The sequence below is a fragment of the Pseudomonas sp. Irchel s3a18 genome (genome assembly GCF_900187535.1).
Lineage (GTDB): Bacteria > Pseudomonadota > Gammaproteobacteria > Pseudomonadales > Pseudomonadaceae > Aquipseudomonas.
Window position 1 is genome coordinate 183,347 of the sequence record NZ_FYDV01000001.1, and the last position, 26,199, is coordinate 209,545.

Consider the following 26,199-nt stretch of genomic DNA (forward strand, 5'->3'; position numbering starts at 1 on the left):
CGTTTCCCGATGCAGCCACTGATCAATTACTTCAAGGTTGTGTTCAACCCCGGCCTCGGGGTGTTGCTGTTTGCCTTGCGCACCGTCGCCGCCGGCCTGCTGACCTTGTACCTGGCGTTCATCTTCGACCTTGATCAGCCCAAGTGGTCGGTCATGGCGGTGATCATCGTCAGTCAGCCGCTGGGGGGCATGGCCCTGCAGCGCAGTTTCTCGCAAATCATCGGCACCACGGTGGGCGCTGCGGTCGCGGTGTTGATCATGGCGGTGTTTCCCCAGGCACCGTTGCCGTTCATTGTCACCCTGGCGCTGTGGCTGGCGTTATGTACCGCCGGGGGCACCTTGCTGCGCTACACCAGCTCGCACGCCTTTGTCCTGAGTGGGTTCACGGCGGTGGTGGTGGCCTTGCTGGCGGTGCCCGAGCAGGAAAACACCTTGATGCTGGCCATTACCCGGATCACCGAGACCCTGCTGGCGGTCGCCTGTGTCTGCGTGGTCAGCCTGCTGACGGCGCGGCCGGAGGCGGTGGCCCGGGGCTACTTTGCCAAGGTCGACCAGGTCCTGAAATTGATGGCGCAGCACGCGGCGGCCGTGATCCGTACCGAAGAAAGCGAAGCGGACTTTCACAAGCGCCAGTTGCAACTGCTGGGTGAGATCAGTGCCCTGGAAGGGCTGCGTCGGCACTTGTACTTCGATGCCCCACGCTTGCGCAGTGCCAACGGCCTGGTGCAACTGCTGGGCAATCAGCTGGTGTTGTTGACCTCACGCCTGACGGTGTTGCGCCATCAGCGCAAACTGATCGGTGAACGCTGGGAAGGCGAGTTTCCCGAGCATATCCAGCGTCTGCGTGAAGACGAACTGGTGTTTCTCGACGAGCTGGCCAGGCAAGGGCGCTCGCTGCCCAATGAGGCTCGGCATCAGTTCAAGGTGCTCCAGCAACGCTTTGATCACCTGGCGGAGCAGGCCGAACAACTGAGCGAGCGCATGCCGGCCACCTTGCGTTCGCTGGCGTGGGCGTTGCGCTGGGAGCAGGCGCGCCTGCTGCAACAGCTGGAAGAAATCCTTGAGCTGAGCGACGCCATCCAGAGCGGTCGTGAAGCCAGCTGTGTCTACCCGCAACCACGTAGCAACCCCTTGCACCTGGACGTTCGCCTGGCGGCAATGAACGCGACCCGTGCATTCATTGCACTGCTGGTGTCCGGCTTGATCTGGATCGAAACCGGCTGGGACGGTGCCCGTGCGGGCATGATTCTGGTGGGCATCCTGTGCTCGTTGATGGCCACCTTTCCACGGCCGCTGGCGGCCAGCCAGAACTATGTCCGGGGCTTGGGACTGGCCCTGGTCGTTTCGGCCATCTATCAGTTCATGCTGGTGCCGGCGGTCACTGATTTCGAAATGCTCGCCCTGATCCTGGTGCCCTTGCTTTACGTGATCGCGGTCGGGCTGGCGAGCCCGGCGACCGCAGGGATTGCCATGGGGCTGGGACTGTCGACGTTCCTGATGGTCGGCCCGCAGAACATCGGGGCCTGGCAGAACAGTGCCATCCAGTGGTTCGAATTCACCGGGGGCTATGTCTGCGCCGGGGTGCTGTCGCTGCTGGTTTATTCGTGGGTATTTCCCTTCGATCCGGTGCAACGCATCAACCGGCTGTACCGCGAGACCCGTGAACAGGTCTACCTCCTGCTCAAGACCTCGACCGCCGACCAGCAGCAGTTTGCCTTTGAAAGCCGCATGGTCGATCGCCTGACGATGATGCTCGGGTTGTTGCCCGCAGCCAACGACCCTCGCAGCCATGAGCTGTACGAGGTCAGCCTGGCGTGCATGTCCCTGGGTGTGGCCCTCAATCAGCTCAAGCAACAAGGTCAGGACACTGCGCTGCTGAGCCCGCAGGCCAATGAGCGTTTGCAGTCGATCCTGCGCCAGACCGGCCGCTACATCGCTGACCGGCCGGGTATCGATCTGGATCAACTGGTGGATGAACTGCGCGCCCTGGGAGAGGAACTCGACCAGTTGCACGCCGGCGAACGGGCATCCGGTCACGTACAGCTATGGTCCGTGTTCCGTATCCGGGTCGCACTGTTGATCGTGGCCTCGTTCATCGAACGCTATCGCGAGCTTCTTCAACCCTCGGACATGGGAGTGCCGGTCCTTGCCCATTGATTTCGAATTGGGTGGCGTCTACTTGCCGCCGATTGCCCAGGCCCTGCTGTTGGCGCTGCCGGTCTTCCTGTTGCTGGACTGGGGCATACGGCGCAGCGGTCTGTTGAAGTTTGTCTGGCATGAAGCGCTGTTTGAAGGGGCGCTCTATGCCTGCGTGTGCTCGGTGGTGATTTTGCTGATGGGGGCCTCATGACTGTAAACAAAATCGTTGCGCAACTGGTGACGCTGGTCGTTGTGGGGCTGGCCGTGTTGCTCGGCTGGTTCGCCTGGGAGCATTACACACGGTCGCCCTGGACCCGGGATGCACGGGTGCGTGCCGATGTGGTGACGCTGTCCGCCGATGTCTCGGGGCGGATCGTCAGCTTGAAGGTGCAGGACAACCAGCATGTGGAGAAGGGCCAGCTGTTGCTGGAAATCGACCCGGCGCGCTATGCACTGGCGGTCGAACATGTCCGGCGCTCGGTTGAAGTGGCCAAGGCGACTCAGGGCCAGTCGCAGGCAGCAATCATTTCCAGCGAAGCACTCCTCAAGCAGCGCCAGAGCGAGGAGCGCAGGCGACGCGAACTCAAGCAGGGCTTTGCGATCTCTGGCGAAGAGTGGGAGAAGTCCAGCACCGAAGTGGCCGTGGCACAGGCCGAGCTGCTGAGCAACCAGGCCAACCTGAATCTGGCGCAAGCCAATGTCCAGCTGGCCATGGCAGTATTGACCCAGGCCGAACTGAACCTGCAACGCACCCGGGTGATGGCGCCGATCAGTGGCTATGTGACGAACCTGCTGACCCGCGAGGGCGACTACGCCAGCGCAGGCAGCGCGCTGTTGGCGCTGGTCGACAGTGACTCGTTTTATGTCAGTGGTTACTTCGAAGAAACCAAGCTGCCGAGGATCGAGGAGGGCAGCCGGGTGCGGATTCAATTGATGAGTGGCGAGACCTTCGGTGGCGTGGTGCAGAGCATCGCCTTTGCGATCAGCGACCGAGAGAACCTCCCGGGCAGTCGCTTGCTGGCCAACATCAACCCCAGCTACACCTGGGTCAAGCTGGCCCAACGGGTGCCGGTGCGGATCGCGATAGACCCACAGTACGCCGGCAAGGGGCGCCTGCGCGCCGGTACCACCGCCACGGTGACCGTGCTTGAGCCAGGGTCCCGTTGACAGCGCACGGTTGCAAGCTCGACTCGGATGCTTCCAGGTCGCTCAGTGGGTGGGGGGGCTCACTGAACACTCGGCTCCCGTGGTTCAGCCCATCAGTTGCAATGCCAGCCAGGGCGTCAGGTTCAACAGCAGCACGCCGGTTTTGTACAACGCCATGGCTGCGTAGTGCAGGGCGTCGAAACGCTCCCGGGGCAGTTGGAACCAGCGATTGTGCAGGCGCAGTAGCCCGTCATGGGCACAGCTGAAGACCAGAAACCACAGCAGAAGGATGGAGTAGTTGATGGCGAGGCAATACAGCAGAAAGCGCTTGAGTTCGACAATGTCCATGGTGGCCCTCGGCACAGTCATCCACCCGCGACGAAGATTGCCAGCGGGTTGGTTGTTCTGTTTGGACCGTCGCGTGAACGCCAGGTGCCGGGGATCGAGGACCGCGGGGTAGCACAGGCATGGCCAAGCTGTCTTTCATCGTCTTCGTGCTTTCTTGCATGGAGGCCTGTCGTTCGGTAGGTGTTTTGGCAGTCGCCACTTTGTCGAATGTTGCCTGCATCTTTTGCATTTGCTCGGTCATGGCTTGGTTATGCATCGAGATGGACGCTACTGCTGATTGAGCCGGCGAGGAAGGCGACTGCTGCGCAGGTTGCTCATCGACCCTGCCCATGAGCAGGGCCTTGAGGATAAATTTCAGAGAGGTACGCATGACGGTCTCTAATGGCTAGGCCCGTTCATGCTGAGCTTGGCCAACATCGCGACGGGGTCTCTGAAGTACATACGAACATCACTCAGAGACGCTGCGATTGATCCACATCAAACCGATGTTCGACGGGTAGCGATTATTGATGTAAATCAAGCCTGGGACATGAACAAGCGCCACAATCAAATACACCTGCTTTTGATGGTGCCAATAGCCAATTGGCATCAATGGAGGTCTTGAATGAGTCAATATCAACAGTTGCTGTTGATCGCCAGTCGTGATCTCCCGCATTCAGCGGCGACGCAGCGAGCCAAAGCTCTGGCCACAGAGACCGGTGCCTCGTTACATGTACTTGGCCTGGTTGAACCTGCAGGCCAAAGCTACATACACCAGGCCACTGCCGAGCATTTAAAACAATACAGTCGAGAATTGACGGAGGCGGTTGGCGCCTTGCGGCAAAACGATGTTCAAGTGACCAGTGATGCCATCCTGATGCAGGATCCGATCAAGGATCTGCTCGATTACATATCCGAACTCAAACCCGACCTGGTCATCAAGGATACCCATTGCGAATCAACCTTCAGACGAGTGTTTGTCACCCCCTTTGATTGTCAGTTGATGCGCGCGAGCCCGGTACCGGTCCATCTGGTGAATCAAGCCCGGCGGGCATTGCCCAAACTAATCGTTGCCGCTGTCGACACATCCAGTTCGGATCAAAAGTTGCTCGATTTCAACCACGATATCATACGCGCGGCCGCGACAATGGCGCTGCAATGTGACGCTCAACTGCACCTGTTGCATGCCTATGAAATCTCGCCAGCATTTATTGCTGAACCTGGGGGCGCCACAGACTGGGTCGAGGAGCTTCGTGCAGTACTGCGCGAACCTTTTATTGAGCTGGCGGACTTCTATGGCGTTGGCACGGATCGTCGTCATTTCGTCATGGGGGCGCCGGTTGCTGTGATCGCCGATCTGGTAGACGAACTCGAAGTGGATGTGGTGGTCATGGGTATCATCCAACCCAAGGGAGTGGATAAACTGATGGGTGACACGACTGAGCGGACATTGAACCTGTCGCCTTGCAGTGTCCTGACGGTAAAACCGGAGACACCTTGATTATCTTCGCATCTGGACCTCAGCCACAGAGTTCTTCGGGGGTTATGACCAAAACGCTGCTGGGCATTTTGTAGAGAATTTGCTCTACGGTGCTGCCCACCGTATTACCCCGGCTGCGATGATGTACGCGTCCCATGACGATGACATCAATGTTGTTGGCTGCGGCAAAATTGGTGAGCACTTTGGCTGGATGGCCCATGATCATATGCTGGCTTTCGGCTGGGATACCATTGCGTTCAATCATCTCGTCGAACGCTGCGACTTGAACATCGAACAAACTACGGGCCTTGCTCGCCGCCGGGAATAGAGGGGTTCCCCAGGTAAATTCCGACGTATCGAGTGAAGAGAGGTCGTGGGCATAGAGCACATCGACTTCAGCCTTGCATTGCATGCCAAGCTTCAATGCTTCATAGATGATGCGATCGTTGAAACCTTTGTACTGGTCATCTGGATGGAATGGGTCGACTGCTGCAACTATCTTGCGGGGCAGGGCATTGCGTGTTTTACAGACGAAGTGCAAAGGCACGCTGCACTCGCGCAGTAAATGCACATCCAGACTGGTGAACATTGCACGCTTGAGCAACGACTCGTGCTCGATATCCTTGATCAACATGTCAATAGGCTGCTCGTGCAGATGCAGCAGAATTTCCTTCAGCGGGTTTTCAACCCAAACTACTTCGGTTGTCACCTCGATTCCCGCTGCGCGCATGGACAACGCCTGCTCTTCGAGCCATTGCCGATGGTGCTGAACATACTCCTGGCGAAATCGCGCCAGTACCTGGTCGCTGAAGAGCCCAGCGCTTGCCAGGCCTTCAACATAGTCGAACGCCACGATATGGATCGGTTCCCCCCTGATTTTCGCCAGCGCCGTTGCCCTGTCGAATGCGGCGGGATGGTGCATGGTTGATGGGGCCAGCAGCATGAGTCGCAGGTGTTCGGACATGGCACACACCCCTAGTTATCTACCGCCACACAGAGATGGCCCCATCATGTACCAGCACTACGGCACGGATTTGATTTTGATCAAGCATTCAGCTGACTGCCAGTGTGCTCAGAGTTGATGAAAGTCAAATAATTGAAGGAAGCAAAGCGCACCCTGAACGGGTTCCATCCAGCTTCTGAGGGTATGCTCATGCAACTCTTCTTCGTCGGCGCTACTAGTAGCGTCACAGGTAGCAAGCATCTATTGGGGCACAATGCCAGGCGGGGATTGATCGATTGCGGACGTTTGCAGGAACAGGAAGCTGTATATGTAAACCGCCGTGGATACTCCAAACATCATCCGGCAAAGTCGCTGTACGCCGAAGAAGACGCACAACGGACGCTGAAGCTGTTTGATCCGCTCTCGTTGTACAGTCATCTTGATATAAAGAAAGGCGGGCATGTGCTCCTGCGCTCGGTCGGGTATATCCCGGGGGCGGCAACTTTTTACGCACGCAAGGGTGAGGAGGGCAAGGGTGAACGCTGATAATAGAGAGAAGTTGGCGGCTTGGCTGAAAAGGCCCCGGAGCAGCTTTGGTTTTCTGGCGACAGTGGGCAGCCTGGTGTTGCTGTTATCGGTTGTCACCTGGTTCGAACCGGCGTTCGACCGCCTGATGGCCCATCCCTGGATTGTTTTGTTACTGGTGATCAGTAGCATGGCCATTGGGGTCATGGTGCAGCACAGATACACGCTGCTGGTCGGCAAGAGCATTTTCAGCCCGGCACAAACCAACTGGAAAAAAAAGCTCGGCCTGACCAAGACCTACGCCAAAGAATCGAATATTGCATTATGTATCCTGCTCCTGCTGGGCACGGGATACCCACTGACGTTATTTTTCGCAGCGCGCTCCACCGAGGCGATCGTGAGTGCCTGTAAAAGTAACCTGGACGCCAGGCTCCAGGCCAGTGGCGAGAGCGATGAAGCCCCCTCTATTTCGTTGCCGGTCTGCCAATGCCTGTCGAAGGTCTTCCTCGACAGAAATGGCATCCTACGCTTGGCATTGTTCAAGACCGAACTTTTGGATGCGGCCGATTACGAAGGGGTTAGCGAAGCAGACGAGGCGTTCTGTATCGATTCAGTGTTCGAATCGGCATCCGACCTGGCATTGAGGTCCACTTTTCCAACGATGCATGTGTTACCCCGCCAGTCTGGACAATGAACGGTTTTGCCAGCGTAGCGACCGCTCAACGAGGCAGGTGAATACTTGAGTTCGGCACCCGGTCGATTGCACCCGAGCGCCTATAGGTTAACCATGGCGTAAGGTACTGGCTTGGGTGGCAGGATGGTGCAAGGCGCAGGGGGAATACGTCAGGTAAAGTGCCGATTTATTTGGCTTTCCAGTATTTTTGCATTTCGACGAATAAAAACGATGCTGTCCAGGAAATAAGCACCAGACCGGTCAGTGCTTGTAATCCGGTCAGGTGTTTAAGGCGACCGGTTGGTGAGATGTCGCCAAAACCAATAGTGGTATAGGTCGTAAAGGAAAAGTACACACAATCGAGAAAGGATCCATCGAAGTTGCCTTGCAATACTCCCCAGTCACCGGAGCGCACCATCAAGTAATAAGCCAGGGCGAAGCACCAGACTTCAATGGCATGTGCCACCAATGCGCCGAATACACCCACGACTATTCGGAATCGGCTCCAGACCTTGATCTTGGGCAGCCAATCGTTAAGGCGCAACAAGCATTCGTAATGGATGATCACGGCCGTTATCACCACCAGCGTATTGGCTAACACTAACGAAAGCATAAATAGGCCTCACCTCGATCGGTAAACCAGCTACATCGACTTCAACAGGCTTGACATACGCGTCGTCGCATGGGAGCGCAGGGGAGGCCTTATCATGCATGCACGCGATGCGCCCGTACAGGCGGTACTGATCTGTTGCCGGGCGCAGGGCTACATGAAATGGCGCCTGACCACAGCGGCCGATACGCGATCATTGCCAATGAATGCGGTGCATTTATCCGCTCGTTTAACCGTTGAACAAACGAATTGGCTTCATCCAGGCTGCGAAAACGCGCCGCCCATTGGTCCATGTGAACCCACCAATGATTGAGTACGGGATCTTTTTCGATCTTGATGTACATTGCCGACACTCCAGGAATCCCGACACCGCGGGGAAAGCTGCCACAGGATCAGACAAAGATCGTACATGAGGCATGAGCTGCACTCCGGCAAGTGATGGACGAGCGGAACGGGAGTCTTTTTTGTTATTTACTCCTGCCCGATGTCGGCGACTTGATGTATGTCAAATCCGTTGTTCGAGGCTTGTTTCTTTGTTCAATATTCCCCAGCGTCCCAATCCTGCCTGGCTCAGGAGGTGGCATGCAACACAGAGGGCACCCGTGAAATCCTCCAGCAGTCTGCCAGCGGTGCTCCTGAAACGTGTCGCTGCGCCAAGTTGCGACTATAGTGTGAAAGGTTCTTGGCGTCTGATCTGACAATGCAAGATGAATATCTTTGGCTGGCTACCCACCGATGCCACACACATTTTCTTTGTTCTGTTCCTTTGTTTTCTTATCGGACTGGAGAGGGAAGAGCGCAAGGTCAACGATGATCCCTATGCATTTGGGGGCGTGCGCACTTATCCACTGATTGGGCTCATCGGTTATTCCATTGCAGTATTGTCTGGTGGCGAACTGATACCTCAGACACTGGGTTTTACTGTGGTTGCAGCCTTCCTGTTGATGGCCTACTGGCACCGGCTTTCGTTGTCAGGTTATTCGGGCATTGCGTCCGAGATGATCGGGCTTGCCACGTATCTGGTCGGTGCCCTGGTTTATCACGACATGTTCTGGTTGGCCACCGCACTGACGGTATCAAGTATCATTCTTCTCGAACTCAAGACGCAGTTGGAAAATCTGGCAAAACGCATTGAGACAACCGACATTCTGACCTTTGCAAAATTTCTTTTGCTCTCAGCAGTCATCCTGCCGTTATTGCCCAATACGCCATTTACACGATTCCAGATTAATCCTTTCACGACCTGGCTCGTCGTGGTCGCGGTAAGCTCGCTTTCTTACGGCAGCTATGTCTTGCAACGAGTGATAAGGCCCCAGAACAGCGTGTTGCTTTGCGCATTTGTTGGAGGCGCCTATTCATCGACAATGACGACGGTGGTGCTCGCCAGAAAATCGCACCAGGAAGAACAGGCACACCTCTATTCTGGCGCCGTTCTGATTGCTTCCGGCGTTATGTATTTGCGCCTGGCTGTGTTGTTGGTGCTGTTCAATCGAGCGTTGATGAGCCAGTTGGCAGTGTCCTTTGTCGCGCTGGGCAGCGTTGCGATGCTCATCGGTTGGCTTTGGTCTCGAAAAGGATACAAAGATGCGCCAAAGGGAACGGGAGCACTGGAACCGAAGAATCCGTTGGAGCTCAGCGCCGCGCTTTTGTTTGCAGGCCTTTTTGTGGGCATGCTGGTTGCGACCCAACTCACTATCCAGTACCTGGGGGTGGCTGGGGTGTATTCGCTCGCGTTGTTGATGGGGGTCACAGATGTTGATCCCTTCATTCTGGGTATGACGCAGTCAGCGTCGAGCGTGACACCGTTACCGGTTGCAGCATCGGCAATCATCATTGCCGCCGCCAGCAATAACCTCATCAAAGGCATCTATGCATATGCACTGTCCTCCCGCAAGGCCGGTTTGGAGAGTTTGTACTTCCTCTTGGGTATGGCCGCAGGCGGTCTGTTACTCCTTCTGAAGTAGCGAACCATGCTGACCATTGTCATTGCTGGTCAGCTCTGTCTGAGGCTTGCGATGTGGGGCGGCATCTTGCTGTACTTGCGCGTGTCACGTCGTGTAGCTGACAAAGATCAAGTTGCCTGAACCAGGAACGCTCAATCTGGAGGTCATTGACTCCATCCAGAAAGCTGCGTGCCGAGGTGTCCTATGTCGCAGACTCAGCATTTATTGTTGATCGCCCCCCCAACCATGACCCGCACACCGGCGTTCGACCGGGCCGGCGCATTAGCCCATGCGATGCAGTTGCCGTTGCACATTGTAGCTTTCGACTACTTGCAGGCCTTGGCTGTGGCTGGCCTGTTCGCCTCCGAGCAAATCAATCTGGCTCGGGAGAGCTACCTTCAAACCCATCGGCAATGGCTCGAACAGCAAGCTGAAATGATGAGCAAAAACAGCATTGAGGTCACGAGTGAGGTCGTTTGGATACAGGACCCGTACGAAGAGATTCTTCATTTCGTCAACGAGATGCCTTTGGCTCTGATCGTCAAGGATGCTCAGGAAGAGTCAGCGTTGAAACGAGTCTTCTTTACTCCACTGGATTGGAAATTGTTGCGCGATTGTCCGGTTCCAGTGCACCTGGTGACCAATGGCCTCAACCCGCGGCCACGTAACATACTGGTCATCGTCGATGTGTTGCGTAGCGAAGAGCAGGATCTTGTATTCAACGACCAGATTATCGACGCCGCGGCGAAACTGGCTTCACTCAGTGAAGCCCGGCTTGAGTTAGTGCATGTGTATGACTGGACGGTCGCATATGCCCAAGACATGGGCTTTGGCGTACTCCCCCTGGCCACCGGTATTTATCAAGCCTTGGGAACGGCTCAACACGAGGCGTTTGCGGCCCTGGCCGAACGCCACGGAGTGCCACCGGAATGTAGGCATTTCATCGAGGGTGCGCCGATTTTCAGTATTTGTGAATTTGCCGCGCAGCACCGTACAGATGTCATTGTGATGGGGACGGTGCAGCATAAAGGGTTGAGCAAGCGATTAGGGAGCACCGCGGAACAACTCCTGCATCGAGCGCCTTGCAGTATCCTGGCGATCAAGCCAGGCAGGATGTTGCAATCATGAGTGCTTGATCACCCCGCGATGGACCGTTGGCCGGAACGTCGCGGGGGCGACTTTTTACAGATAAAGGCGATGAATGACCTGACGACTGTCATCGGGATCATTGTGCGTCTCGAAACCCAGAGACTTGGCCAGGTCACGCATGGCAGCATTGCTGGAGGCATCAACCGAATGCATCTGGCGAAAACCGTTTTTTCGAGCAGTCTTGATCAAATGTTCCATCAGCAAAGTACCCAGGCCCAAATGCTGCCATTTGTCGGCAACCGTTACTGCGCATTCACATTCATGCTCGCCCGTGGCCGCGTAGCGGCTGACGCCGATCTCGATCAGTTGGCCGTTTTCGTGCACCAGTGAGATATAGGCCATGCGCTGTTTGTTGTCGGTGTCCATCAATTGATCGAGCATGGAGGTGCTCGGTTCGCTGATTTGTGCAAGGAAACGCATGTGCCGGGACTCGGGAGACAGACGCTTGATAAAGTCGTATTCACGCTCGCGGTCTTTTTTCGCCAATGGCCGGATCAGCACATGGCGGCCGTCCTTCAGCGTTTCGATCCAGTGTTGTCCAGTGACCGAGGCATAGGCAGCAGCGGCCCGGTCATTGTGGTCTTTGACAGTGAGCATAGTGTGACCCTCCATCCTGTTTGAACGATTTGCACGCAGTGACGAACCACGCGGCTCATTTCTTTTTACACAGCTGGCGGCACTTGAATCTGATCTGGATCAGACACCGGTGAAGGAGGGCGTTCATTCGCTCGTGCTTGATGTAAATCAACCGGGGGGAGGGGCGATGCGTGCAGTCTTGAAACTGACCGGCGCTTTGCTTAACCCGGTATCTTGCTGAGGTGTGTGATGGGTCAATATCAACGTTTACTGCTGATCGCCGATCAAACCCTGCACCAGTCTCCAGCCATGCTGCGTGCAGTCGCGCTGGCCAAGGCTAGCGGGGCAGCGCTGGATGTGCGTGCCTTTGTCGAACCGGTACCGCTCGCTCATTTGTGGGAAGAAAAAGTCGACGACGCAGGGTATCAACGCTATCTGCGGCGCTATCGCCGCTGGATGGCCGACGAGATCGAGCGGCTGAGCGGGCAAGGGTTGGAAGTGACGGTCGAAGTCATCTTTACGACCCACCCACTGCTGGACATTCTGAAGGCGGTCGCAGAGCTCAATCCAGATCTGTTGATCAAGGATGTCACCCTGGAACCCGTACTCAAGCGTGTCTTCATCACACCGCTCGATTGTCACTTGCTTCGCGAGTGCCGGATCCCCGTGCACTTGGTCAATCAGACCCGTTACAGCTTGCCACACCGCGTCGTGGCGGCGGTGGATCCGTTCGATCCCTCAACCCAAATCAGTGGCCTGAACGACACCATCATCCAGACTGCCAACGCACTGGCCCAGCAGTGTGATGCACCATTGCACCTGCTTTATGCCTATGACTTGTCATCCGCTTTCAATGGCGATGCGTCGCTGGTCAGCGGTGGTTGGGGTGTGGACTTTATTGAGGCGTTGCGTTCGTCCTTGCATCAGGCTTTCGTCACGCTGGCGGATCGCTACGGTGTGCCGCCGGAGCGCAGGCATTTCGTCATGGGCTTGCCGGTGCCGGTGATCAGTGAGTTTGTCGAGCAGTACCTTGCCGATGTGGTGGTGATGGGCACTGTGCATCGCGTGGGGATCGACCGGCTGATCGGAAGTAACACGGAGCGCGCACTGTATTCGGTTCCGGGCAGTATTCTGGCGGTCAAGTAGCGGAGTCAACGATCAGAGGGTGATTACGATCGCGCCTTTGATCTGGCCAGGCGCCCGGGTCTCAGCGAGGGGCTGACCGATGACACCCCGCAACCAGTTGCTTGAGTCCCTCCATGTTCAAGACTTTGGCTTCTCGGCCCGATATCTCCACCAGTCCTAGATCCCGCAAATGCGCGATGCCCCGGCAGATGGTTTCCAGCCTCAGCCCGAGGTAGGAGCCGATCTCCTCGCGACGCATTTTCAGGACAAACTCCGTGGATGAGTAACCACGCATGCTCAGGCGCTGCGACAGGTTCAGTAGAAAAGCCGCGAGGCGCTCATCCGAGTTCATGTTGCCCATTAACATCAACATGCTGTGATCGCGAACGATCTCACGGCTCAGGAGTTTGTTCAGGCTGTGTTGCAAGGATGGCAACTCCTGGGCGAGCTTCTCCAGTTGAGCGAAGTGGAGAGGACAGACCTCGCTGTCCTCAAGGGCGAACGCACTGCAGGCATGTTCGTCGGCACTGATCGCGTCCAGGCCAAGCATCTCGCCAAATATTTGAAAGCCGGTGATCTGCTCTCGACCGTCGACTGAGACCATGCTGGTCTTGAACGAGCCGATACGGACCGCATACAGCGAGCGCAATGGATCGCCTGCGCGGTAGAGGGCCGCGCCTTTTTTAACCTTGAATCGTTGCATGATCAGGGTGTCCAGGCGCTCGATTTCCTGCCCCGTCAGACCAAGCGGAAGGCACAACTCCGACACGCTACAGTTGGCACATGCGGCCTTGAGATGGTGGTTTGGGTACAGGTGGGATTCAGGCATGCTAAAAGCCCCCTCTATCGGTCCATCAAGCATAGTTCCTGAGCGAAGCAGGAGACGTGTCGTATGGTTGTTCCCGGACAGGATTCGACGAGCGGGAAACTCACGACCGGGATGGAGCTGAACGGCATCGAGAGAAACGTTGCACCACGCCATTCGACATGGCGGCGATCAACAACCTGGATCGTTATCAGCTGACACTTTGGCAATGGGCGCCTGTCGCCGGCAGTTGACGTTAAATCATGCAAAAAGAAAAACAGGGGCGATTCATTCTCCCAGTACTACGGTTACGCCAAACACTGTTTGATTGTCATCGCGGCGTCGAGATCGGCCGATATGAGGCCGAGGCCGGCGTCAATGGCAGGAGCGGTGGAAACTCCTCGGGCGTCAGGGTCTCCTTTTCCAGCAACAGACGAGCACCGGCATCCAGATCGTTCCGGCGGTTCTCGAGCAGTGCCTTGGCCTTGTCATAGGCCTCATCGAGCAAGGCGCGGATCCCCAGGTCGATTTCCCGTGCGGTTTGTTCCGAATAGTCTTTCTCGCCACTTCCCTGCATGCGTTCGCCCAAGTAGGTTGCATGTTGCCGTTCGAGTACCGACTGACCGAGTTCCGGGCTCATGCCAAACCGGGTGATCAACTGTCGGGCAATATCGGTAGCATGTCCCAGGTCATCAGCGGCCCCAGTGGAAATCTGGCCATAGGCAAGGAACTCGGCGGCGCGTCCGGCCATCAGCACGATAATCCGGTCCTTGAGCATTTGGCAACTGATCAGGAAGTGATCTTCGGTCGGTCGCTGCAGGGTATAGCCCAGCGAGCCGACGGCGCGGGGGATGATCGATACTTTGTGGACCGGATCCATGGCGGGCAGGCTGCTGGCGGCCAGGGCATGCCCCATCTCGTGATACGCCACCACTTGGCGCTCGTCGGGGTGCAGCAGGCTACTCTTGCGCTCAACCCCCGCGACGATACGTTCCACCGCCGCGGTGAAATCGTCGAGGCGGACCGACTCGGCGCCGCGGCGGGTGGCCACGATGGCGGCTTCGTTGACCAGGTTGGCTAGATCGGCGCCAGTGAAACCGGTGGTGATGTCGGCGATACGCTCACAATCGAGGTCCGGTGTCGCTGTGATTTTCTGCAGATGGACCTTGAGAATCGCATGCCGGCCTTTGCGATCGGGGCGATCGATCAGGATCTGCCGGTCGAACCGGCCAGCCCGAAGCAGTGCCGGGTCCAGAATTTCCGGTCGATTGGTCGCGGCCAGCAGGACAACGCCCTCACGGGGATCGAATCCGTCCAGCTCAGCCAGTAACTGATTGAGGGTCTGCTCTTTTTCGTCATTGCCGCCAAACGCGCCGATGCCTCGCATCTTGCCCAGGGCGTCGAGCTCATCGATAAAGATAATGCAGGGCGCCGCCTGCCTGACCTGATCGAATAGATCACGTACGCGGGCGGCACCGACGCCAACGAACATTTCGACGAATTCGGAGCCTGAGATCGAAAAAAAACGGTACGCCGGCTTCACCCGCGATGGCCTTCGCCACCAGGGTCTTGCCCGTGCCCGGCGGACCGACCAGCAACGTCCCCTTTGGAATATGCGCCCCAAGGCGTGCGTATTTGGCCTTGTCTTTGAGGAACGAGACGATCTCCACCAGTTCGGCTTTGGCTTCATCAATGCCGGCGACATCGGCAAAGGTCACCCCGGTATCGCGTTCCACGAACACTTTGGCCCGGGACTTGCCGATGTTCATCAGTCCGCCGACGCCTTGTTTTTCTGCCAACCCGCGAAACAGGAAATGCCAGATCACTATGATGAGGACAAAGGGCAGCAGCAAACCCAGCAGGTTGTTCATGAAGGTGTTTTCATTGACCCCGGTGAATCCGACGCCAGATCCAGCGAGATCCGCCGAAAGCGCTGGGTCGACCCGCACCGTTGAGAACAGGTTGTGCCCATCGATGGGTATTTGCAGTTTGCCGCTGATCCGATCTTTCTCAACCCGCAAGTCGCTGACTTTTTGCTCACTCAGCAGTTGCAGAAACTGACTGTAAGGAATGGTCTGTACGACTCGACGTTCGAAAAAAAGAAACTGAACGAGGGAGAGCACGACTAACCCGATCGCGAAGTAAGACAGGTTCCATTGGTGAGTTTTTTTCATGACCTTGGCTCAAAGAGAGGGCATGGCATGGACTGGGCAGGTCCTCAAGGACCCGGGAAAGCCGCGTGCTCCCTGGGTGATTGACTCAGGCAATCAGCAAATGATCGTCTGCTTTCTTCTCATCCGGCACCGACCAGGCGGCACGTTCGGCTATCGGGCGCTCGCGCTATAAATGAACGGTGCCTTAAAATTTTACAACTCAGCAAACCCTCGGACTCAAGAGAACTCGGCCATCTCGACTTTTTCTACGCCTGAGCGGCACAAAGACATTGAGCTAAATCAACAAGGCTTCTATGAGCCTGTCCATCGTTAGCCGGCCAGAAGTTGACAAAGATCAGAGACACACCGCGATAACGCCAGATACTTGATTTACAACCTGACGCTACCCAGTCGCGATCAACCTAGGGGAATACCATGAGTCAGCACTTGTTCATTGTATTGCTCGCCGTATGGCTGATAAGGCGATTCGCAAATATCGAGCGATTGAACGAAGACCGCCAGGCGGGCTGACAGTCAGGCAGGTGCAGCGTTCGCAGGACGAGGTGTGTGATGTTGAAAATACAACGTTTACTCTTCATTGCTCCGACCGAGATGATCCGCACCCCGGCATTTGACCGGGCGCAGGCGCTGGCCAGTGCAACAGGTGCGATGTTGCACATTGTCGCTTTCGATTATGTGAACGCGCTTGCGGTCGCCGGTCTGTTCGACCACGACGCGATGGCCCAGGCACGGGAAGGTTACTTGCAGGTGCACCGTCACTGGCTTGAGCAACAGGCCCGGTTTGAGCGATGCAAAGGGGGGCAGGTGAGCACTGAAGTGGTCTGGGCCAAATTCAGCCTGGCGCATGTGCTTGAGTACGTGAATGACTTCCAGCCAGACCTGGTGATCAAGGATACACAGCGTGTGCCGGCACTTGATCGAGCATTCCATCGCCCCTTGGACTGGCTGTTGCTACGCGACTGTCCGGCCCCCTTGCACCTGGTCACCAGTACTGAACACCCCAAGCCATTAACAATACTCGCCGCCATCGACCTGTCCCATCTGGAGATGCTGACCGAAGGTCTCAATGATCGGATTCTTGACCTGGCCTCGACGTTGGCTGCGTCCTGCGTTGCGACCTTGCATGTGCTGAATGTCAGCAACTGGTCGGTGGTGGGCGACGCGCTGATGAGTGTGCCGACATCGAGCCTGGACGACAGTTTGCGAAAAGCCGTCAACGATGCCCAGAAAGAAGCTTTTGATGTGCTTGCCGAACGTTATGGGATCGAGAAAAAACACCGACATATGCTCACCGGTATCCCCGATCAGGTGATTGAACATTTCGCCCGCAGGAATGCCTTCGACATGGTTGTGCTGGGCACGACCTATCGTCATGGGGGCAACATTTTCGTCGGCAGTACCGCCGAGAGTGTGTTGAATCGCGCACCCTGCAGCCTGATGATTGTCAAGTCATTGCCGGGAGGCGAATGAAAGAGCAACCGGTGCGGCCTCGGGTGATAAACATCAATGCCCGATGGAGGAAAGGTGCGATCGACAGAGCGCTTATGAATGTTCAAGGAGACGGCCATGCGAATGACATTTCTCGGTGCGGCTGGCACGGTCACGGGCAGCAAATATCTGCTGGAGTATAAAGGCAAGCATGTGTTGATCGATTGCGGCCTGTTCCAGGGCTATAAACAACTGCGCCTGCATAACTGGGATCCGTTCCAGTTGCCGGTTCGCGACCTGGACGCCATTGTGCTGACCCATGCCCATCTGGACCACAGTGGCTACCTGCCGGTGTTGGCGCGCAATGGCTATCGCGGTCCGGTGTACGCCACGGCCGCGACATGTGAACTGGTGAAAATCCTGCTGCGAGACAGCGGCCGCCTGCAGGAGGAAGAAGCCGAGTTCGCCAATCGTCATGGCTACTCGAAACACACCCCCGCATTACCGCTTTACACCGAGCAGGACGCGGTGCGGGTGCTAAAACTCTTACGACCGCTGGAGTTGCACCATCGGGTCGACATCGTGCCGGGAATGAGCATCCTGCTGCGTTGTGCCGGGCATATCCTGGGGGCGGCTACGGTGGAGGTGGTGGCGGACGGCATCACGCTGGTCTGCTCCGGGGATCTGGGGCGGCCGAATGATCCACTGATGTTCGCCCCGGAAACCATCGAACAGGCCGACTATCTGCTGGTGGAGTCGACCTATGGCGACCGTCGGCATCCCGTTGAATCCCCGGAGGAGCAACTGGCGCAGGTCATCACCCGCACCGCGATGCGCCGCGGCATTACTCTGGTACCTTCGTTTGCGGTAGGGCGCGCGCAATTGCTGATGTATCACCTGTACCGGTTGCTGCAAAGGCGCGCGATCCCCGACCTGCCGATCTACCTCAACAGCCCCATGGCGACCGATGTCACGCGCCTGTATCAGCGTTTTCGCAGTGAGCACCGCCTATCCCTGGAAGAGTGCGAGGGCATGTGCCATGTGGCGCATTTCGTGCGCACGACCCAGGACTCGATCAACCTGGATCTGCAGCGCACGCCAGCGGTGATCATCGCGGCCAGTGGCATGGCCACTGGCGGTCGGGTGATTCACCATCTCAAGGCGCTGGCTCCCAACCCGATCAATACGCTATTGGTCCCAGGCTTCCAGGCCGGCGGTACCCGCGGCGCGCAAATTGTTGCTGGCGCCGAGTCAGTACGCATCCACGGCAAGGATGTGCCGATCCGGGCCGAAGTGGTGCCGATGGAAACCTTGTCGGCGCATGCCGACGCGGATGAAATCATGCAGTGGTTGCGCGGGTTCAAGCGGCCGCCGAAACACACCTATGTGGTGCATGGCGAACCCAACGCCTCGGATGTGCTGCGTCGGCGTATCAGCCAGGAATTGGGCTGGTCGGTCTCCGTGCCGGAGTACCGTGACAGCGTTGAGCTATCCGGTGTCGATCAACCTTCAGGCTCATAGCTGTGACATTACCCTCGGCTTTGCCAATACCTGATTTGAGGCGCCATAGCGGACACGATAGAGAACCAAGCCCCAAGTTCTACCTTGTAATACTGAGTCGCCTGTTTATAGCGTCTCTGCGAAGACGCAGGAGTCAAGGAGACGGACCGACATAGCCTGCTTATGAACGGCAGGTGTTTTCACAGTGGGGGATGCAAATCGCTTTTTGAGGAACTCACTTCAATGCTCGATAAGTGGCTGAACCCCGTTCTGTTGCTGTTCTGCGCCCTGACGCTACTGGCCGGGGGCGTTGCGCATATTGCGCAGAAGTCTGATTGGGCATTAATGTGCTGGGCCGCGGGAAGCCTGGTGATGGCCTTGGTACTGCTCGTTGAGATTACCAGGCGCTTGGCCCGGCGCGAGGTTGGTGTAGATCTTATCGCGCTGCTGTCGGTGATCGCCGCCCTGGTCTTGCAGCAGATGCTGGTGGCGGCGGTGATTGCCTTGATGCTGGCGACCGGACGCAGCCTGGAGTTTTTCACCCGGCAACGTGCCGAGCGTGAGCTTCGCGCGCTTATCGAACGGGCGCCTCGTTTTGCCTGGTTGCAGGACAAGGGTAGCTTGCGCAAGATCCTCGTTGAACAGATCCAGCCGCACCAAACACTGTTGGTACGCCTAGGTGAGGTGATACCGGTCGATGGCCGCCTGCTGAGTCCTGCGGCCATTCTGGACGAGTCGGCGCTCAGTGGCGAGTCGATGCCGGTAACCCGCCGAGAAGGTGAACAGTTGCCCAGCGGCGTTTCCAATGTCGGTGCGCCTATTCTCCTGCTCGCCTCGCGAACGGCAGCGCAAAGCACCTATGCCGCAATAGTGCGGCTGGCCGAGTCGGCACGACGCTCGCGTGCACCTTTCGTGCGCCTGGCAGACCGCTATGCGTTGCTGTTCGTTCCACTGACCTTGCTGATTGCCGCAATGGCCTGGCAAATGAGTGGTGATCCCTTGCGAGCGCTGGCGGTTCTGGTGGTGGCCACACCTTGCCCGCTGATTCTGGCGGTGCCGATTTCCATCATGTCAGGTATTTCGAGGGCCGCGCGGCGCGGGATATTGATCAAGGACGGCGTGACCCTGGAAGCGTTGGCCGGGGTCAAACTGGTGTTTCTCGACAAGACAGGCACGCTGACTAGCGGCCATGCCCGTCTGCAGTCGATAGAGGTCAACGGCCTGATCGATCCGCAGCGTTTGCTTGGCCTGGCCGCTTCGCTGGCGCAGGCCTCGACGCACCCCATCTCCCAAGCAATTGTTGAAGCGGCGCATCAGCACCAATTGCCGCTCAGCGTCCCACAGGAGGTGGAAGAACATCCAGGCTCGGGTCTTTGTGGGCTGATCGAGGGCAGGCGTGTGCGCTTCGGCACGTTGTCTTATGTTCATGAACAAGCCCCTGCGACCGACTGGATCACAGCCATGCTGCGTCACATGGACTACCTGGCGTGTAGTGGAAGCTTCATTGAAGTGGATGGAGAGCTCGCCGGCTTGTTGGTTTTTTCGGACAATGTGCGTCGAGAAACCCCGCAAACTCTGCGCCGATTGCGCAGCAGGGGCATAGAGAAGATCGTCATGCTCACCGGGGACCGTCTGGAAACCGCCGAGATGATTGCTCTGTCTGCCGGGATTGACGAGCTGCGGGCGGGGCTGACCCCCGAGGATAAAGTGCGGGCTGTTCAGGAAGGTTGCCTGCGTGCCAGCACATTGATGGTCGGCGATGGCATCAACGATGCTCCCGCGCTGGCGGCGGCCAACGTCGGCGTGGCTATGGGCGCCAGCGGCGCCACGGCTTCAGCGCAAGCGGCGAGCGTTGTATTGCTGGTCGATCGCCTGGATCGTCTGGTCGAGGCGCTGGACATCGCTCGCCGGACCTGCCACATCGCCCGCCAAGGTGTTCTGGTCGGCATGGGAATGTCATTGCTGGCCATGGCAGTGGCTGCGCTCGGTTACCTGCCGCCGCTTATTGGCGCCGTTGTGCAAGAGGCCATTGACGTGGTGATCATCATTAACGCTTTACGTGCACTGGGGTCGTTGCAGGGGCTGAAGCAACGAAAGCTCGCCGCAGAGCATATCGATCGCCTGCAAGACGAACACAAGCAACTCTCCACGGTGCTTAGCGATCTGCATCAACTGGCCAGTGACTTCGCGCGGCGTCCACTTGAGCAAGCACAGACCGAGTTGCTGGCGCTGGTTAAAAAGCTGCAAACATCGCTGGTGCAGCATGAGCGCGAAGATGAAAACACCCTATACCCGCTGCTGACTCGAAGCATGCCGGGCGAGGACCCCATGTCGACAATGAGCCATACTCACCGGGAGATTTTTCGCCTAATCCATTTGCTGGCGCGCATGAGCAGCGACTTCAGTGCCGACCCCACCACGGCTTCTGCCGATGAGATTCAACATCAGTTGATTCGCCTGGATACCCTCGTGAGACTGCATTTTGATCAGGAGGAGGAGTTGTTCCGATTTCTGGATTGGCGCTAGAAGTTTGAGTCCTGGAAAAAAACGTCGATGGGAATCGTCACTGATCATCTTCACTATGCAAAGTCCGCACACACGCATTCGCGACTATAATTTCCAGCTACCCACTCTTCTAAAACAGGGTCAAATTCCAACCGTGTAACGTCAGGTCGCGAGCGTTAGTTCGGTCTCTTGGAAACTGTCATGAAAAATCCGCAAGATAAAGCCGAGTCCGACGAGGATTTAGCTCAGATGATAATAGGCCACGGGCCTTGCACCTATCTATTGCTGCTCTTGCTTGGTTTGATCCTCCTGTTTCCCTATCTTGAAGAAGGCATATTCGCTCGCACGCTGCTCGGTGTTCTGTTTTCTATCGTGCTGCTCGTGGGCGCTTTCGCCACCAGGCAGTCCCGGTGGGGATTCATCCTCAAACTGGGCTTGGCGTTGCTTGGGGTTGGCCTTCAATGGACTGCGTTATGGACTGGGAGTCTCGCGATTCTGGACCTTGCCGCGATATCCTATGCCGCGTCTCTTGCCGCCTCGATTAGCGGAGTGTTCCACTATATTCTCAAGCGCGGGCCAATTACGGCTGACAAGCTGCATGGTGCACTTGCGGGCTACATCATGCTGGCCTTTGTCTGGTCCTTCATCTATGTCCTGATCGAGAGATTCAGCGCAGGTTCATTCGGGCCTGGCCACCTCGACTTCACACAGCCCGGCACGTTCTTCAGCCTGATCTATTTTAGCCTCACGACACTCACAACCACCGGTTACGGTGATGTTATTCCATTGACCAACCACGCCCGCTCACTTGTGATGCTCGAAGAGTTTGCAGGCGTCTTTTACGTGGGAGTCTTGATCGCGCGGCTCGCCGGTCTCTATCCGTCGACTCTGACCAAGTGACTCTCGATCTGCCTGAACCCACATTGCACCACTGGCAAGAGCGAGGTTGCACCCTGCAGGTAAGTCAGTACCTGGTGTTTGAGCCGGTTTGGACACTTTGCATGCTTTGCGCAGGCATTTGATATAAATCAACGTCAAGGTGAACTCGACAGAGGAATCTGAATGGGAAGCGCTGGTGCCTCAAGCGTGTGCTCCTTACACCGCTGGCTTGATGTTGGCCCAGGTCAAAACGACAACCCATTTATGGGGTGCGATTGAGTCAGTACCATCAGTGAGGGGCATGTGATGCACGTCGTGCCAAGCATATGTACGTTCTGCGGGGTGGGTTGCGGTCTCGGGTTGCGAGTGGACGGCGACCGGGTCATCGGTGTCGAACCTCAGCCCGGACATCCGCTCAGTCAAGGCCAACTGTGCTCCAAGGGATGGGCCACCAGTTTTGCCGTCGACCCGGTCAATCGCCTGACCACCCCGCTGATCAAAGAGCGTGGAGTCTTTCGGCGTGCTAGCTGGGATGAAGCCCTGACGCGGGTTACCGACGAGTTTCGCATGGCGCTTGATGAACTTGGTCCGCCAGGCGTGGGTATCATCAGTTGCGCCCGTGCCACAAATGAGGACAATTACGCCGCACAGAAATTTGCCCGGGCGGTGCTGGGTACTCACAACATTGATCACTGTGCCCGCATCTGTCACAGCCCCTCGGTAGCGGGTCTGGCGTGCACCCTGGGTTCAGGAGCGATGAGTAACAGCATCGCCGACATTGATCAGGCCGACCTGATCCTGATAATCGGCGCGGATGTCACCGAAAATCACGCGATGATTGGCGCTCGCATCCTGCGCGCACAGGCCCGTGGAGCCATGGTGATAGTCGTGGACCCGCGCAAGACACGATTGGCACGTCTGGCCGACATCCATTTGCAACTGCGTCTGGGCAGCAATATCGCACTGCTCAACGGTCTATTGCAGATCATCCTGGCCAACGGCTGGGAGAACCACGCGTTTCTCGAAGCACGTTGTGAAACCATCGAACCGCTGCGCCGACACCTGTGCAGATTGACCCCGGAACAGACCCATGCGAGCACGGGCATCAGCCTCGCCGATTTGCAGCAGGTGGCTTATCTCTACAGCCACGCCAATGCCGCGTTCACCGCCTATGGCATGGGCATTACCCAGTTCCAGAGCGGTACCAATAATGTGGTCGCGGTGTCCAATCTGGTGTTGGCCTGCGGTCAGATCGGTCGGCCAGGGACCGGCATCAACCCGCTACGAGGGCAAAATAACGTGCAGGGCGCATGCGACATGGGCTGCCTGCCGAATGTCTATCCTGGCTATCAGGATGCCAATGACCCATCAGTACAAGGAAAATTCGCCGCAGCCTGGGGGACTCCTGCACCGCGGCAACCGGGCCTTACCTCGCTGGGTATGAGCCGGGCCGCCCTGCATGGGCAATTACGGGCATTGATGATCATGGGTGAAGAACCGGTGCTCACCGACCCGGATCAACATCAGGTGGCCAAGGCCTTGGATGCGTTGGACTTCCTGGTGGTGGTGGAACTGACGCTGACTGAAACCGCCAAGCTCGCTGATGTGGTGCTGCCGGCAGCGGCTTTTGCCGAAAAGGATGGCACTTTCACCAATTGCGAGCGTCGTGTGCAGCGGGTCCGTCAGGCTGTCGCACCACCGGGTGAGGCTCGCAGTGATTGGCAGATCCTGGGGGCATTGGCTCAGCGTATGGGCTATGCGGGCATGAACTGGGAAAATGCCGAAGCGTTGTTCGACGAAATGACCGCGCTGACGCCAATCTTTTCAGCCATGAGCTATACCGCGCTGGATCGCCATGCAGGTTTGCAATGGCCCTGTGATGCCGCCCACCCGCAAGGTTCTCCGGTGTTGCATGAGCTTTCCTTTCCACGCGGCCGCGCTCGACTGCTGCCGGTGACACAGGTGGCGCCGGACGAATGCCCTGACGCCGAGTATCCATTCGCGTTCACTACCCATCGGCTGCATTTCCATTATGGTGGTGGTTCGATGACACGTAAGTCGCCTTTGCTGGAACGTGAGACGCCCGAGGCGTTGCTGTTCATGCATCCGGCTGACGGTGCCGCGCTCAGCCTGCACGATCAGCAAGCCGTTCGCGTTCGTTCACGCCGCGGCTGTCTTGAGACTCGAGTCCATCTCACGGATGACGTCCCCCCGGGAACCCTGGCGATGCCTTATCACTTCCGCGAAGCGCCGTGTAACCTGCTGACCAATAGTGCTCAGGATCCCACCAGCAAGATGCCTGAGCTCAAAGCCTGCGCAGTTGCGGTCGAGCCATTACCCACGGGCGTTCAGCCCCGCATTCCCGAGGTGTTCCCAGAGGGCAGCCATCATGCATGCCTATAATCTGGATCGACCAGAACGTCTGCGTGCTTACTTGGCCAAGCAACGCACGCTGTACGAAGTCCGCGAAGACGGGCAGGGTGGTAAACACTGGGAAACGGTCACGGCTCAAGACCTCCGCCCTTTCGAGCCGTCCGTCGAGCCACCACCTTTTTCAGCCAAGAGTTTTTTCTTCGTCGAGCGCGAGCGGTTGTTTCGTTTCGATGGCGGGCAATTCTATTCGGCGTTGCCGGAGGTGGTGCCGCAGGCGATCTTCGGCCTGCACGCGTGCGATTTGATGGCGGTGGCCTATCAGGATCGCTTTTTTGCCGAGGATACTCATTACCAGATCAGGCGCCAGGCTACCTTGCTGGTGGGGCTCGACTGTCTGCACAGTTGCAATGATGGCTTTTGCAGCGTTCTCGGTAGCGGGCCGGCGGTACAGGCACATACCGCCGACCTGATTCTGTTGCCACCTGCCATCCATGGCGCCGGCTGGTTGCTGCTGGTCGGCTCTGAGGCCGGGAGTGCCGCCATCAGCGGCCTTGGTTTAGCGCCGACAGAGCAGGACTGGCAGGCACAGCGGACGGCCAATAGTCTTCAGGTCGCCCGCGAGCAGGGGGAGCAGCTTGATGTCGTCGACGGAATCAATGCGCTGAACATGGGGCAAATCGATCCGCAACGTTGGGATGACCTGGGGCTGCATTGCCTGGGGTGTTCGGGGTGTACCTCGGTATGCCCGACCTGCTCCTGCTTCGCGCCATTGGACCTGCCTTCGGCTGAGGGCGACATGCAGCGTCTGCGTGTCTGGGACTCCTGCCTGTACGAAGGGTTTCAGAAGGAAGCCAGTGGGCACAATCCCAGCGCCACGGCGGGGCAGCGGGTACAGCGTTTCTGGTTTCACAAGTTCGGTGACGGGTTCAAGAATCGTTTCGAGCATTACGGCTGTGTCGGGTGTGGACGTTGCGATCATGTTTGTCCGGGCGGTATCGGTGTTCATGGTGTCATGCACAAGGTGGTCCAGCCATGATCGACCTGACACCAAGAAACCTGCATATAACCGCTCAGTACGAAGACGGCGAAGAGGCTCGACACTTCAGCTTTCGTATCGACTTGCCCCAAGCCAGTGATTTGGCCGCCAGGGCAGGACAGTTTTTCATGCTCACCGTGCCCGGCTTTGGCGAGGCGCCCTTTACCTATGTCAGTCCGCCGGACAAGGGGGGGAACTTCAATGCCTTGATTCGTCGGACGGGAAGCCTTACCGCAGCCTTGTTCGAACTGGCTCCCGGGACCGTGCTGGGATATCGAGGACCCTTCGGTCAGGGCTGGCCGTCACTCGAGGATACCCGTCGAGTTCTGGCGGTCGCGGGAGGCTGTGGATTGGCACCGTTGGCCAGTGTGATTGATGGCGCGATCCATCACCCCAGGTCGGTGCACATGAGCGTGCTGTATGGGGCTCGATATGCCGCCGCTCAAGTGCTGTTGCGCGAGCGTGAACGTTGGCGGTTGGCATTGCCGTGGATCGAGACCTTCGACCGTGCTCCTGCCGGGCTCCGTCAGGGAAGCCCCCTTGCGCACTTTGATGAGTTGTTTGGTGATGAACCACCCGACACCGTGTTGTGCTGTGGGCCAGAGCCTTTCATGCTGGCCATCGCTCGGGATTGCTTGCAGCGAGGCGTTGCGGCCAACAGAATCTGGTTGTCCGTGGAGCGCCGCATGCACTGCGCGGACGGTGTATGCGGGCACTGCTATGTCGGCGAAAGCTATGCCTGCCGAGATGGACCGACCTATCGCTATGACGACTATCGACGACTGCTGGCCAGTGCGGCGATGGAACCTGCCGGGCAGGACAGCTGGCTCTGTTGAACAGCACGCTATAGAAAAGGTCGATCA

The 26,199-nt window shown here is 57.5% G+C and carries 22 protein-coding genes and 1 pseudogene; 16 read left to right on the forward strand and 7 right to left on the reverse strand.

Translation table 11 applies throughout. The annotated features are described in order from the left end of the window. Positions 1 to 9: 9 nt before the first annotated feature. Genes CKW29_RS00700 through CKW29_RS00710 form a run of 3 tightly spaced genes read left to right on the forward strand, consistent with a single transcriptional unit; the run spans position 10 to position 3,306 of the window. Complete coding sequence (locus CKW29_RS00700; protein WP_095147706.1) at positions 10 to 2,157, forward strand: FUSC family protein; 2,148 nt, start codon at positions 10 to 12, stop codon at positions 2,155 to 2,157. Continuing rightward, positions 2,147 to 2,350: a DUF1656 domain-containing protein gene (locus tag CKW29_RS00705; protein ID WP_095144168.1), complete on the forward strand. Its 204-nt coding sequence runs from the start codon at positions 2,147 to 2,149 to the stop codon at positions 2,348 to 2,350. The genes CKW29_RS00700 and CKW29_RS00705 overlap by 11 nt, the downstream gene beginning before the upstream one ends. Beyond that, complete coding sequence (locus CKW29_RS00710; RefSeq protein ID WP_095147707.1) at positions 2,347 to 3,306, forward strand: HlyD family secretion protein; 960 nt, start codon at positions 2,347 to 2,349, stop codon at positions 3,304 to 3,306. The genes CKW29_RS00705 and CKW29_RS00710 overlap by 4 nt, the downstream gene beginning before the upstream one ends. Before the next feature lie 84 nt (positions 3,307 to 3,390). Here CKW29_RS00710 and CKW29_RS00715 read toward each other — a convergent pair whose 3' ends face one another. Continuing rightward, a complete protein-coding gene (locus CKW29_RS00715) occupies positions 3,391 to 3,633 on the reverse strand; it encodes a DUF6868 family protein (protein ID WP_095144170.1) in 243 nt (80 codons plus the stop codon). A 604-nt stretch (positions 3,634 to 4,237) separates the two neighbouring features. On the opposite strand from CKW29_RS00715, the gene CKW29_RS00720 reads away from it, so the two are divergent. Then, positions 4,238 to 5,113 (forward strand): universal stress protein, encoded by an 876-nt coding sequence (locus CKW29_RS00720; RefSeq protein ID WP_095144171.1) that lies wholly within the window; start codon positions 4,238 to 4,240, stop codon positions 5,111 to 5,113. 19 nt (positions 5,114 to 5,132) lie between these two features. Here CKW29_RS00720 and CKW29_RS00725 read toward each other — a convergent pair whose 3' ends face one another. After that, the gene (locus CKW29_RS00725; protein WP_095147708.1) at positions 5,133 to 6,056 is read right to left on the reverse strand and encodes a universal stress protein; all 924 of its coding nucleotides are present in this window, start codon (positions 6,054 to 6,056) and stop codon (positions 5,133 to 5,135) included. Between the two features lie 189 nt (positions 6,057 to 6,245). On the opposite strand from CKW29_RS00725, the gene CKW29_RS00730 reads away from it, so the two are divergent. Together CKW29_RS00730 and CKW29_RS00735 are read left to right on the forward strand one after the other, a co-directional pair. Next, the gene (locus CKW29_RS00730) at positions 6,246 to 6,581 is read left to right on the forward strand and encodes a hypothetical protein (RefSeq protein WP_143496815.1); all 336 of its coding nucleotides are present in this window, start codon (positions 6,246 to 6,248) and stop codon (positions 6,579 to 6,581) included. Further along, entirely contained in the window at positions 6,571 to 7,254 is a 684-nt protein-coding gene (locus CKW29_RS00735) for a hypothetical protein (protein ID WP_095144174.1), read from the forward strand. The genes CKW29_RS00730 and CKW29_RS00735 overlap by 11 nt, the downstream gene beginning before the upstream one ends. Before the next feature lie 166 nt (positions 7,255 to 7,420). Here the strand turns inward: CKW29_RS00735 and CKW29_RS00740 are convergent, their stop codons facing one another. Then, positions 7,421 to 7,846, reverse strand: coding sequence for a potassium channel family protein (locus tag CKW29_RS00740; protein WP_095144175.1), 426 nt, complete (start codon positions 7,844 to 7,846; stop codon positions 7,421 to 7,423). A 92-nt stretch (positions 7,847 to 7,938) separates the two neighbouring features. Beyond that, on the reverse strand, positions 7,939 to 8,187 hold the full coding sequence (locus CKW29_RS00745; RefSeq protein WP_095147710.1) for a hypothetical protein: 249 nt from the start codon (positions 8,185 to 8,187) through the stop codon (positions 7,939 to 7,941). Between the two features lie 363 nt (positions 8,188 to 8,550). On the opposite strand from CKW29_RS00745, the gene CKW29_RS00750 reads away from it, so the two are divergent. Both CKW29_RS00750 and CKW29_RS00755 read left to right on the forward strand, forming a co-directional pair. After that, entirely contained in the window at positions 8,551 to 9,807 is a 1,257-nt protein-coding gene (locus tag CKW29_RS00750; RefSeq protein ID WP_177452364.1) for an MgtC/SapB family protein, read from the forward strand. Positions 9,808 to 9,990: 183 nt separating this feature from the next. Then, positions 9,991 to 10,914 carry a universal stress protein gene (locus CKW29_RS00755; RefSeq protein ID WP_095144177.1) on the forward strand — a complete coding sequence of 308 codons (924 nt, stop codon included), beginning with the start codon at positions 9,991 to 9,993 and terminating at the stop codon, positions 10,912 to 10,914. Between the two features lie 54 nt (positions 10,915 to 10,968). On the opposite strand, the gene CKW29_RS00760 is transcribed toward CKW29_RS00755, so the two are convergent. Next, positions 10,969 to 11,532 carry a GNAT family N-acetyltransferase gene (locus CKW29_RS00760; protein WP_095144178.1) on the reverse strand — a complete coding sequence of 188 codons (564 nt, stop codon included), beginning with the start codon at positions 11,530 to 11,532 and terminating at the stop codon, positions 10,969 to 10,971. A gap of 228 nt (positions 11,533 to 11,760) precedes the next feature. Between CKW29_RS00760 and CKW29_RS00765 the strand changes: the two genes are divergently transcribed. Continuing rightward, positions 11,761 to 12,657, forward strand: a complete 897-nt coding sequence (locus tag CKW29_RS00765) for a universal stress protein (RefSeq protein ID WP_095144179.1) — start codon at positions 11,761 to 11,763, stop codon at positions 12,655 to 12,657. Positions 12,658 to 12,718: 61 nt separating this feature from the next. Here CKW29_RS00765 and fnr read toward each other — a convergent pair whose 3' ends face one another. Both fnr and ftsH read right to left on the reverse strand, forming a co-directional pair. Next, entirely contained in the window at positions 12,719 to 13,465 is a 747-nt protein-coding gene (fnr, locus tag CKW29_RS00770) for a fumarate/nitrate reduction transcriptional regulator Fnr (protein WP_095144474.1), read from the reverse strand. Between the two features lie 307 nt (positions 13,466 to 13,772). Further along, a pseudogene (gene ftsH, locus CKW29_RS00775) lies at positions 13,773 to 15,615 on the reverse strand (ATP-dependent zinc metalloprotease FtsH). 549 nt (positions 15,616 to 16,164) lie between these two features. Here ftsH and CKW29_RS00785 point away from each other — a divergent pair. The 7 genes from CKW29_RS00785 to CKW29_RS00815 all read left to right on the forward strand — a co-directional run bounded on the left by CKW29_RS00785 (position 16,165) and on the right by CKW29_RS00815 (position 26,172). After that, on the forward strand, positions 16,165 to 17,085 hold the full coding sequence (locus tag CKW29_RS00785; protein WP_095147711.1) for a universal stress protein: 921 nt from the start codon (positions 16,165 to 16,167) through the stop codon (positions 17,083 to 17,085). Positions 17,086 to 17,181: 96 nt separating this feature from the next. Beyond that, positions 17,182 to 18,564 (forward strand): MBL fold metallo-hydrolase RNA specificity domain-containing protein, encoded by a 1,383-nt coding sequence (locus tag CKW29_RS00790; protein ID WP_256577027.1) that lies wholly within the window; start codon positions 17,182 to 17,184, stop codon positions 18,562 to 18,564. Positions 18,565 to 18,786: 222 nt separating this feature from the next. Next, positions 18,787 to 21,069: a heavy metal translocating P-type ATPase gene (locus CKW29_RS00795; RefSeq protein WP_095147712.1), complete on the forward strand. Its 2,283-nt coding sequence runs from the start codon at positions 18,787 to 18,789 to the stop codon at positions 21,067 to 21,069. A gap of 180 nt (positions 21,070 to 21,249) precedes the next feature. Then, complete coding sequence (locus tag CKW29_RS00800) at positions 21,250 to 21,948, forward strand: ion channel (RefSeq protein WP_095147713.1); 699 nt, start codon at positions 21,250 to 21,252, stop codon at positions 21,946 to 21,948. 285 nt (positions 21,949 to 22,233) lie between these two features. Then, entirely contained in the window at positions 22,234 to 24,330 is a 2,097-nt protein-coding gene (gene fdhF / locus CKW29_RS00805) for a formate dehydrogenase subunit alpha (RefSeq protein WP_095147714.1), read from the forward strand. Next, a complete protein-coding gene (locus CKW29_RS00810; protein ID WP_095147715.1) occupies positions 24,317 to 25,336 on the forward strand; it encodes a 4Fe-4S dicluster domain-containing protein in 1,020 nt (339 codons plus the stop codon). Before fdhF ends, CKW29_RS00810 begins: the two co-directional genes overlap by 14 nt. Beyond that, positions 25,333 to 26,172 (forward strand): FAD/NAD(P)-binding protein, encoded by an 840-nt coding sequence (locus CKW29_RS00815; protein ID WP_095144187.1) that lies wholly within the window; start codon positions 25,333 to 25,335, stop codon positions 26,170 to 26,172. The genes CKW29_RS00810 and CKW29_RS00815 overlap by 4 nt, the downstream gene beginning before the upstream one ends. Positions 26,173 to 26,199: the final 27 nt, after the last annotated feature.

What these genes read in the sequence shown, in the direction of transcription:
- CKW29_RS00700 (WP_095147706.1), top strand. Translation starts at nt 10, where the DNA reads ATGCAGCCACTGATCAATTACTTCAAGGTTGTGTTCAACCCCGGCCTC.
- CKW29_RS00710 (WP_095147707.1), top strand. Translation starts at nt 2,347, where the DNA reads ATGACTGTAAACAAAATCGTTGCGCAACTGGTGACGCTGGTCGTTGTG.
- CKW29_RS00715 (WP_095144170.1), bottom strand. Translation starts at nt 3,633, where the DNA reads ATGGACATTGTCGAACTCAAGCGCTTTCTGCTGTATTGCCTCGCCATC.
- CKW29_RS00720 (WP_095144171.1), top strand. Translation starts at nt 4,238, where the DNA reads ATGAGTCAATATCAACAGTTGCTGTTGATCGCCAGTCGTGATCTCCCG.
- CKW29_RS00725 (WP_095147708.1), bottom strand. Translation starts at nt 6,056, where the DNA reads ATGTCCGAACACCTGCGACTCATGCTGCTGGCCCCATCAACCATGCAC.
- CKW29_RS00730 (WP_143496815.1), top strand. Translation starts at nt 6,246, where the DNA reads ATGCAACTCTTCTTCGTCGGCGCTACTAGTAGCGTCACAGGTAGCAAG.
- CKW29_RS00740 (WP_095144175.1), bottom strand. Translation starts at nt 7,846, where the DNA reads ATGCTTTCGTTAGTGTTAGCCAATACGCTGGTGGTGATAACGGCCGTG.
- CKW29_RS00745 (WP_095147710.1), bottom strand. Translation starts at nt 8,187, where the DNA reads ATGTACATCAAGATCGAAAAAGATCCCGTACTCAATCATTGGTGGGTT.
- CKW29_RS00750 (WP_177452364.1), top strand. Translation starts at nt 8,551, where the DNA reads ATGAATATCTTTGGCTGGCTACCCACCGATGCCACACACATTTTCTTT.
- CKW29_RS00755 (WP_095144177.1), top strand. Translation starts at nt 9,991, where the DNA reads ATGTCGCAGACTCAGCATTTATTGTTGATCGCCCCCCCAACCATGACC.
- CKW29_RS00760 (WP_095144178.1), bottom strand. Translation starts at nt 11,532, where the DNA reads ATGCTCACTGTCAAAGACCACAATGACCGGGCCGCTGCTGCCTATGCC.
- CKW29_RS00765 (WP_095144179.1), top strand. Translation starts at nt 11,761, where the DNA reads ATGGGTCAATATCAACGTTTACTGCTGATCGCCGATCAAACCCTGCAC.
- fnr (WP_095144474.1), bottom strand. Translation starts at nt 13,465, where the DNA reads ATGCCTGAATCCCACCTGTACCCAAACCACCATCTCAAGGCCGCATGT.
- CKW29_RS00785 (WP_095147711.1), top strand. Translation starts at nt 16,165, where the DNA reads ATGTTGAAAATACAACGTTTACTCTTCATTGCTCCGACCGAGATGATC.
- CKW29_RS00790 (WP_256577027.1), top strand. Translation starts at nt 17,182, where the DNA reads ATGCGAATGACATTTCTCGGTGCGGCTGGCACGGTCACGGGCAGCAAA.
- CKW29_RS00795 (WP_095147712.1), top strand. Translation starts at nt 18,787, where the DNA reads ATGCTCGATAAGTGGCTGAACCCCGTTCTGTTGCTGTTCTGCGCCCTG.
- CKW29_RS00800 (WP_095147713.1), top strand. Translation starts at nt 21,250, where the DNA reads ATGAAAAATCCGCAAGATAAAGCCGAGTCCGACGAGGATTTAGCTCAG.
- fdhF (WP_095147714.1), top strand. Translation starts at nt 22,234, where the DNA reads ATGCACGTCGTGCCAAGCATATGTACGTTCTGCGGGGTGGGTTGCGGT.
- CKW29_RS00810 (WP_095147715.1), top strand. Translation starts at nt 24,317, where the DNA reads ATGCATGCCTATAATCTGGATCGACCAGAACGTCTGCGTGCTTACTTG.
- CKW29_RS00815 (WP_095144187.1), top strand. Translation starts at nt 25,333, where the DNA reads ATGATCGACCTGACACCAAGAAACCTGCATATAACCGCTCAGTACGAA.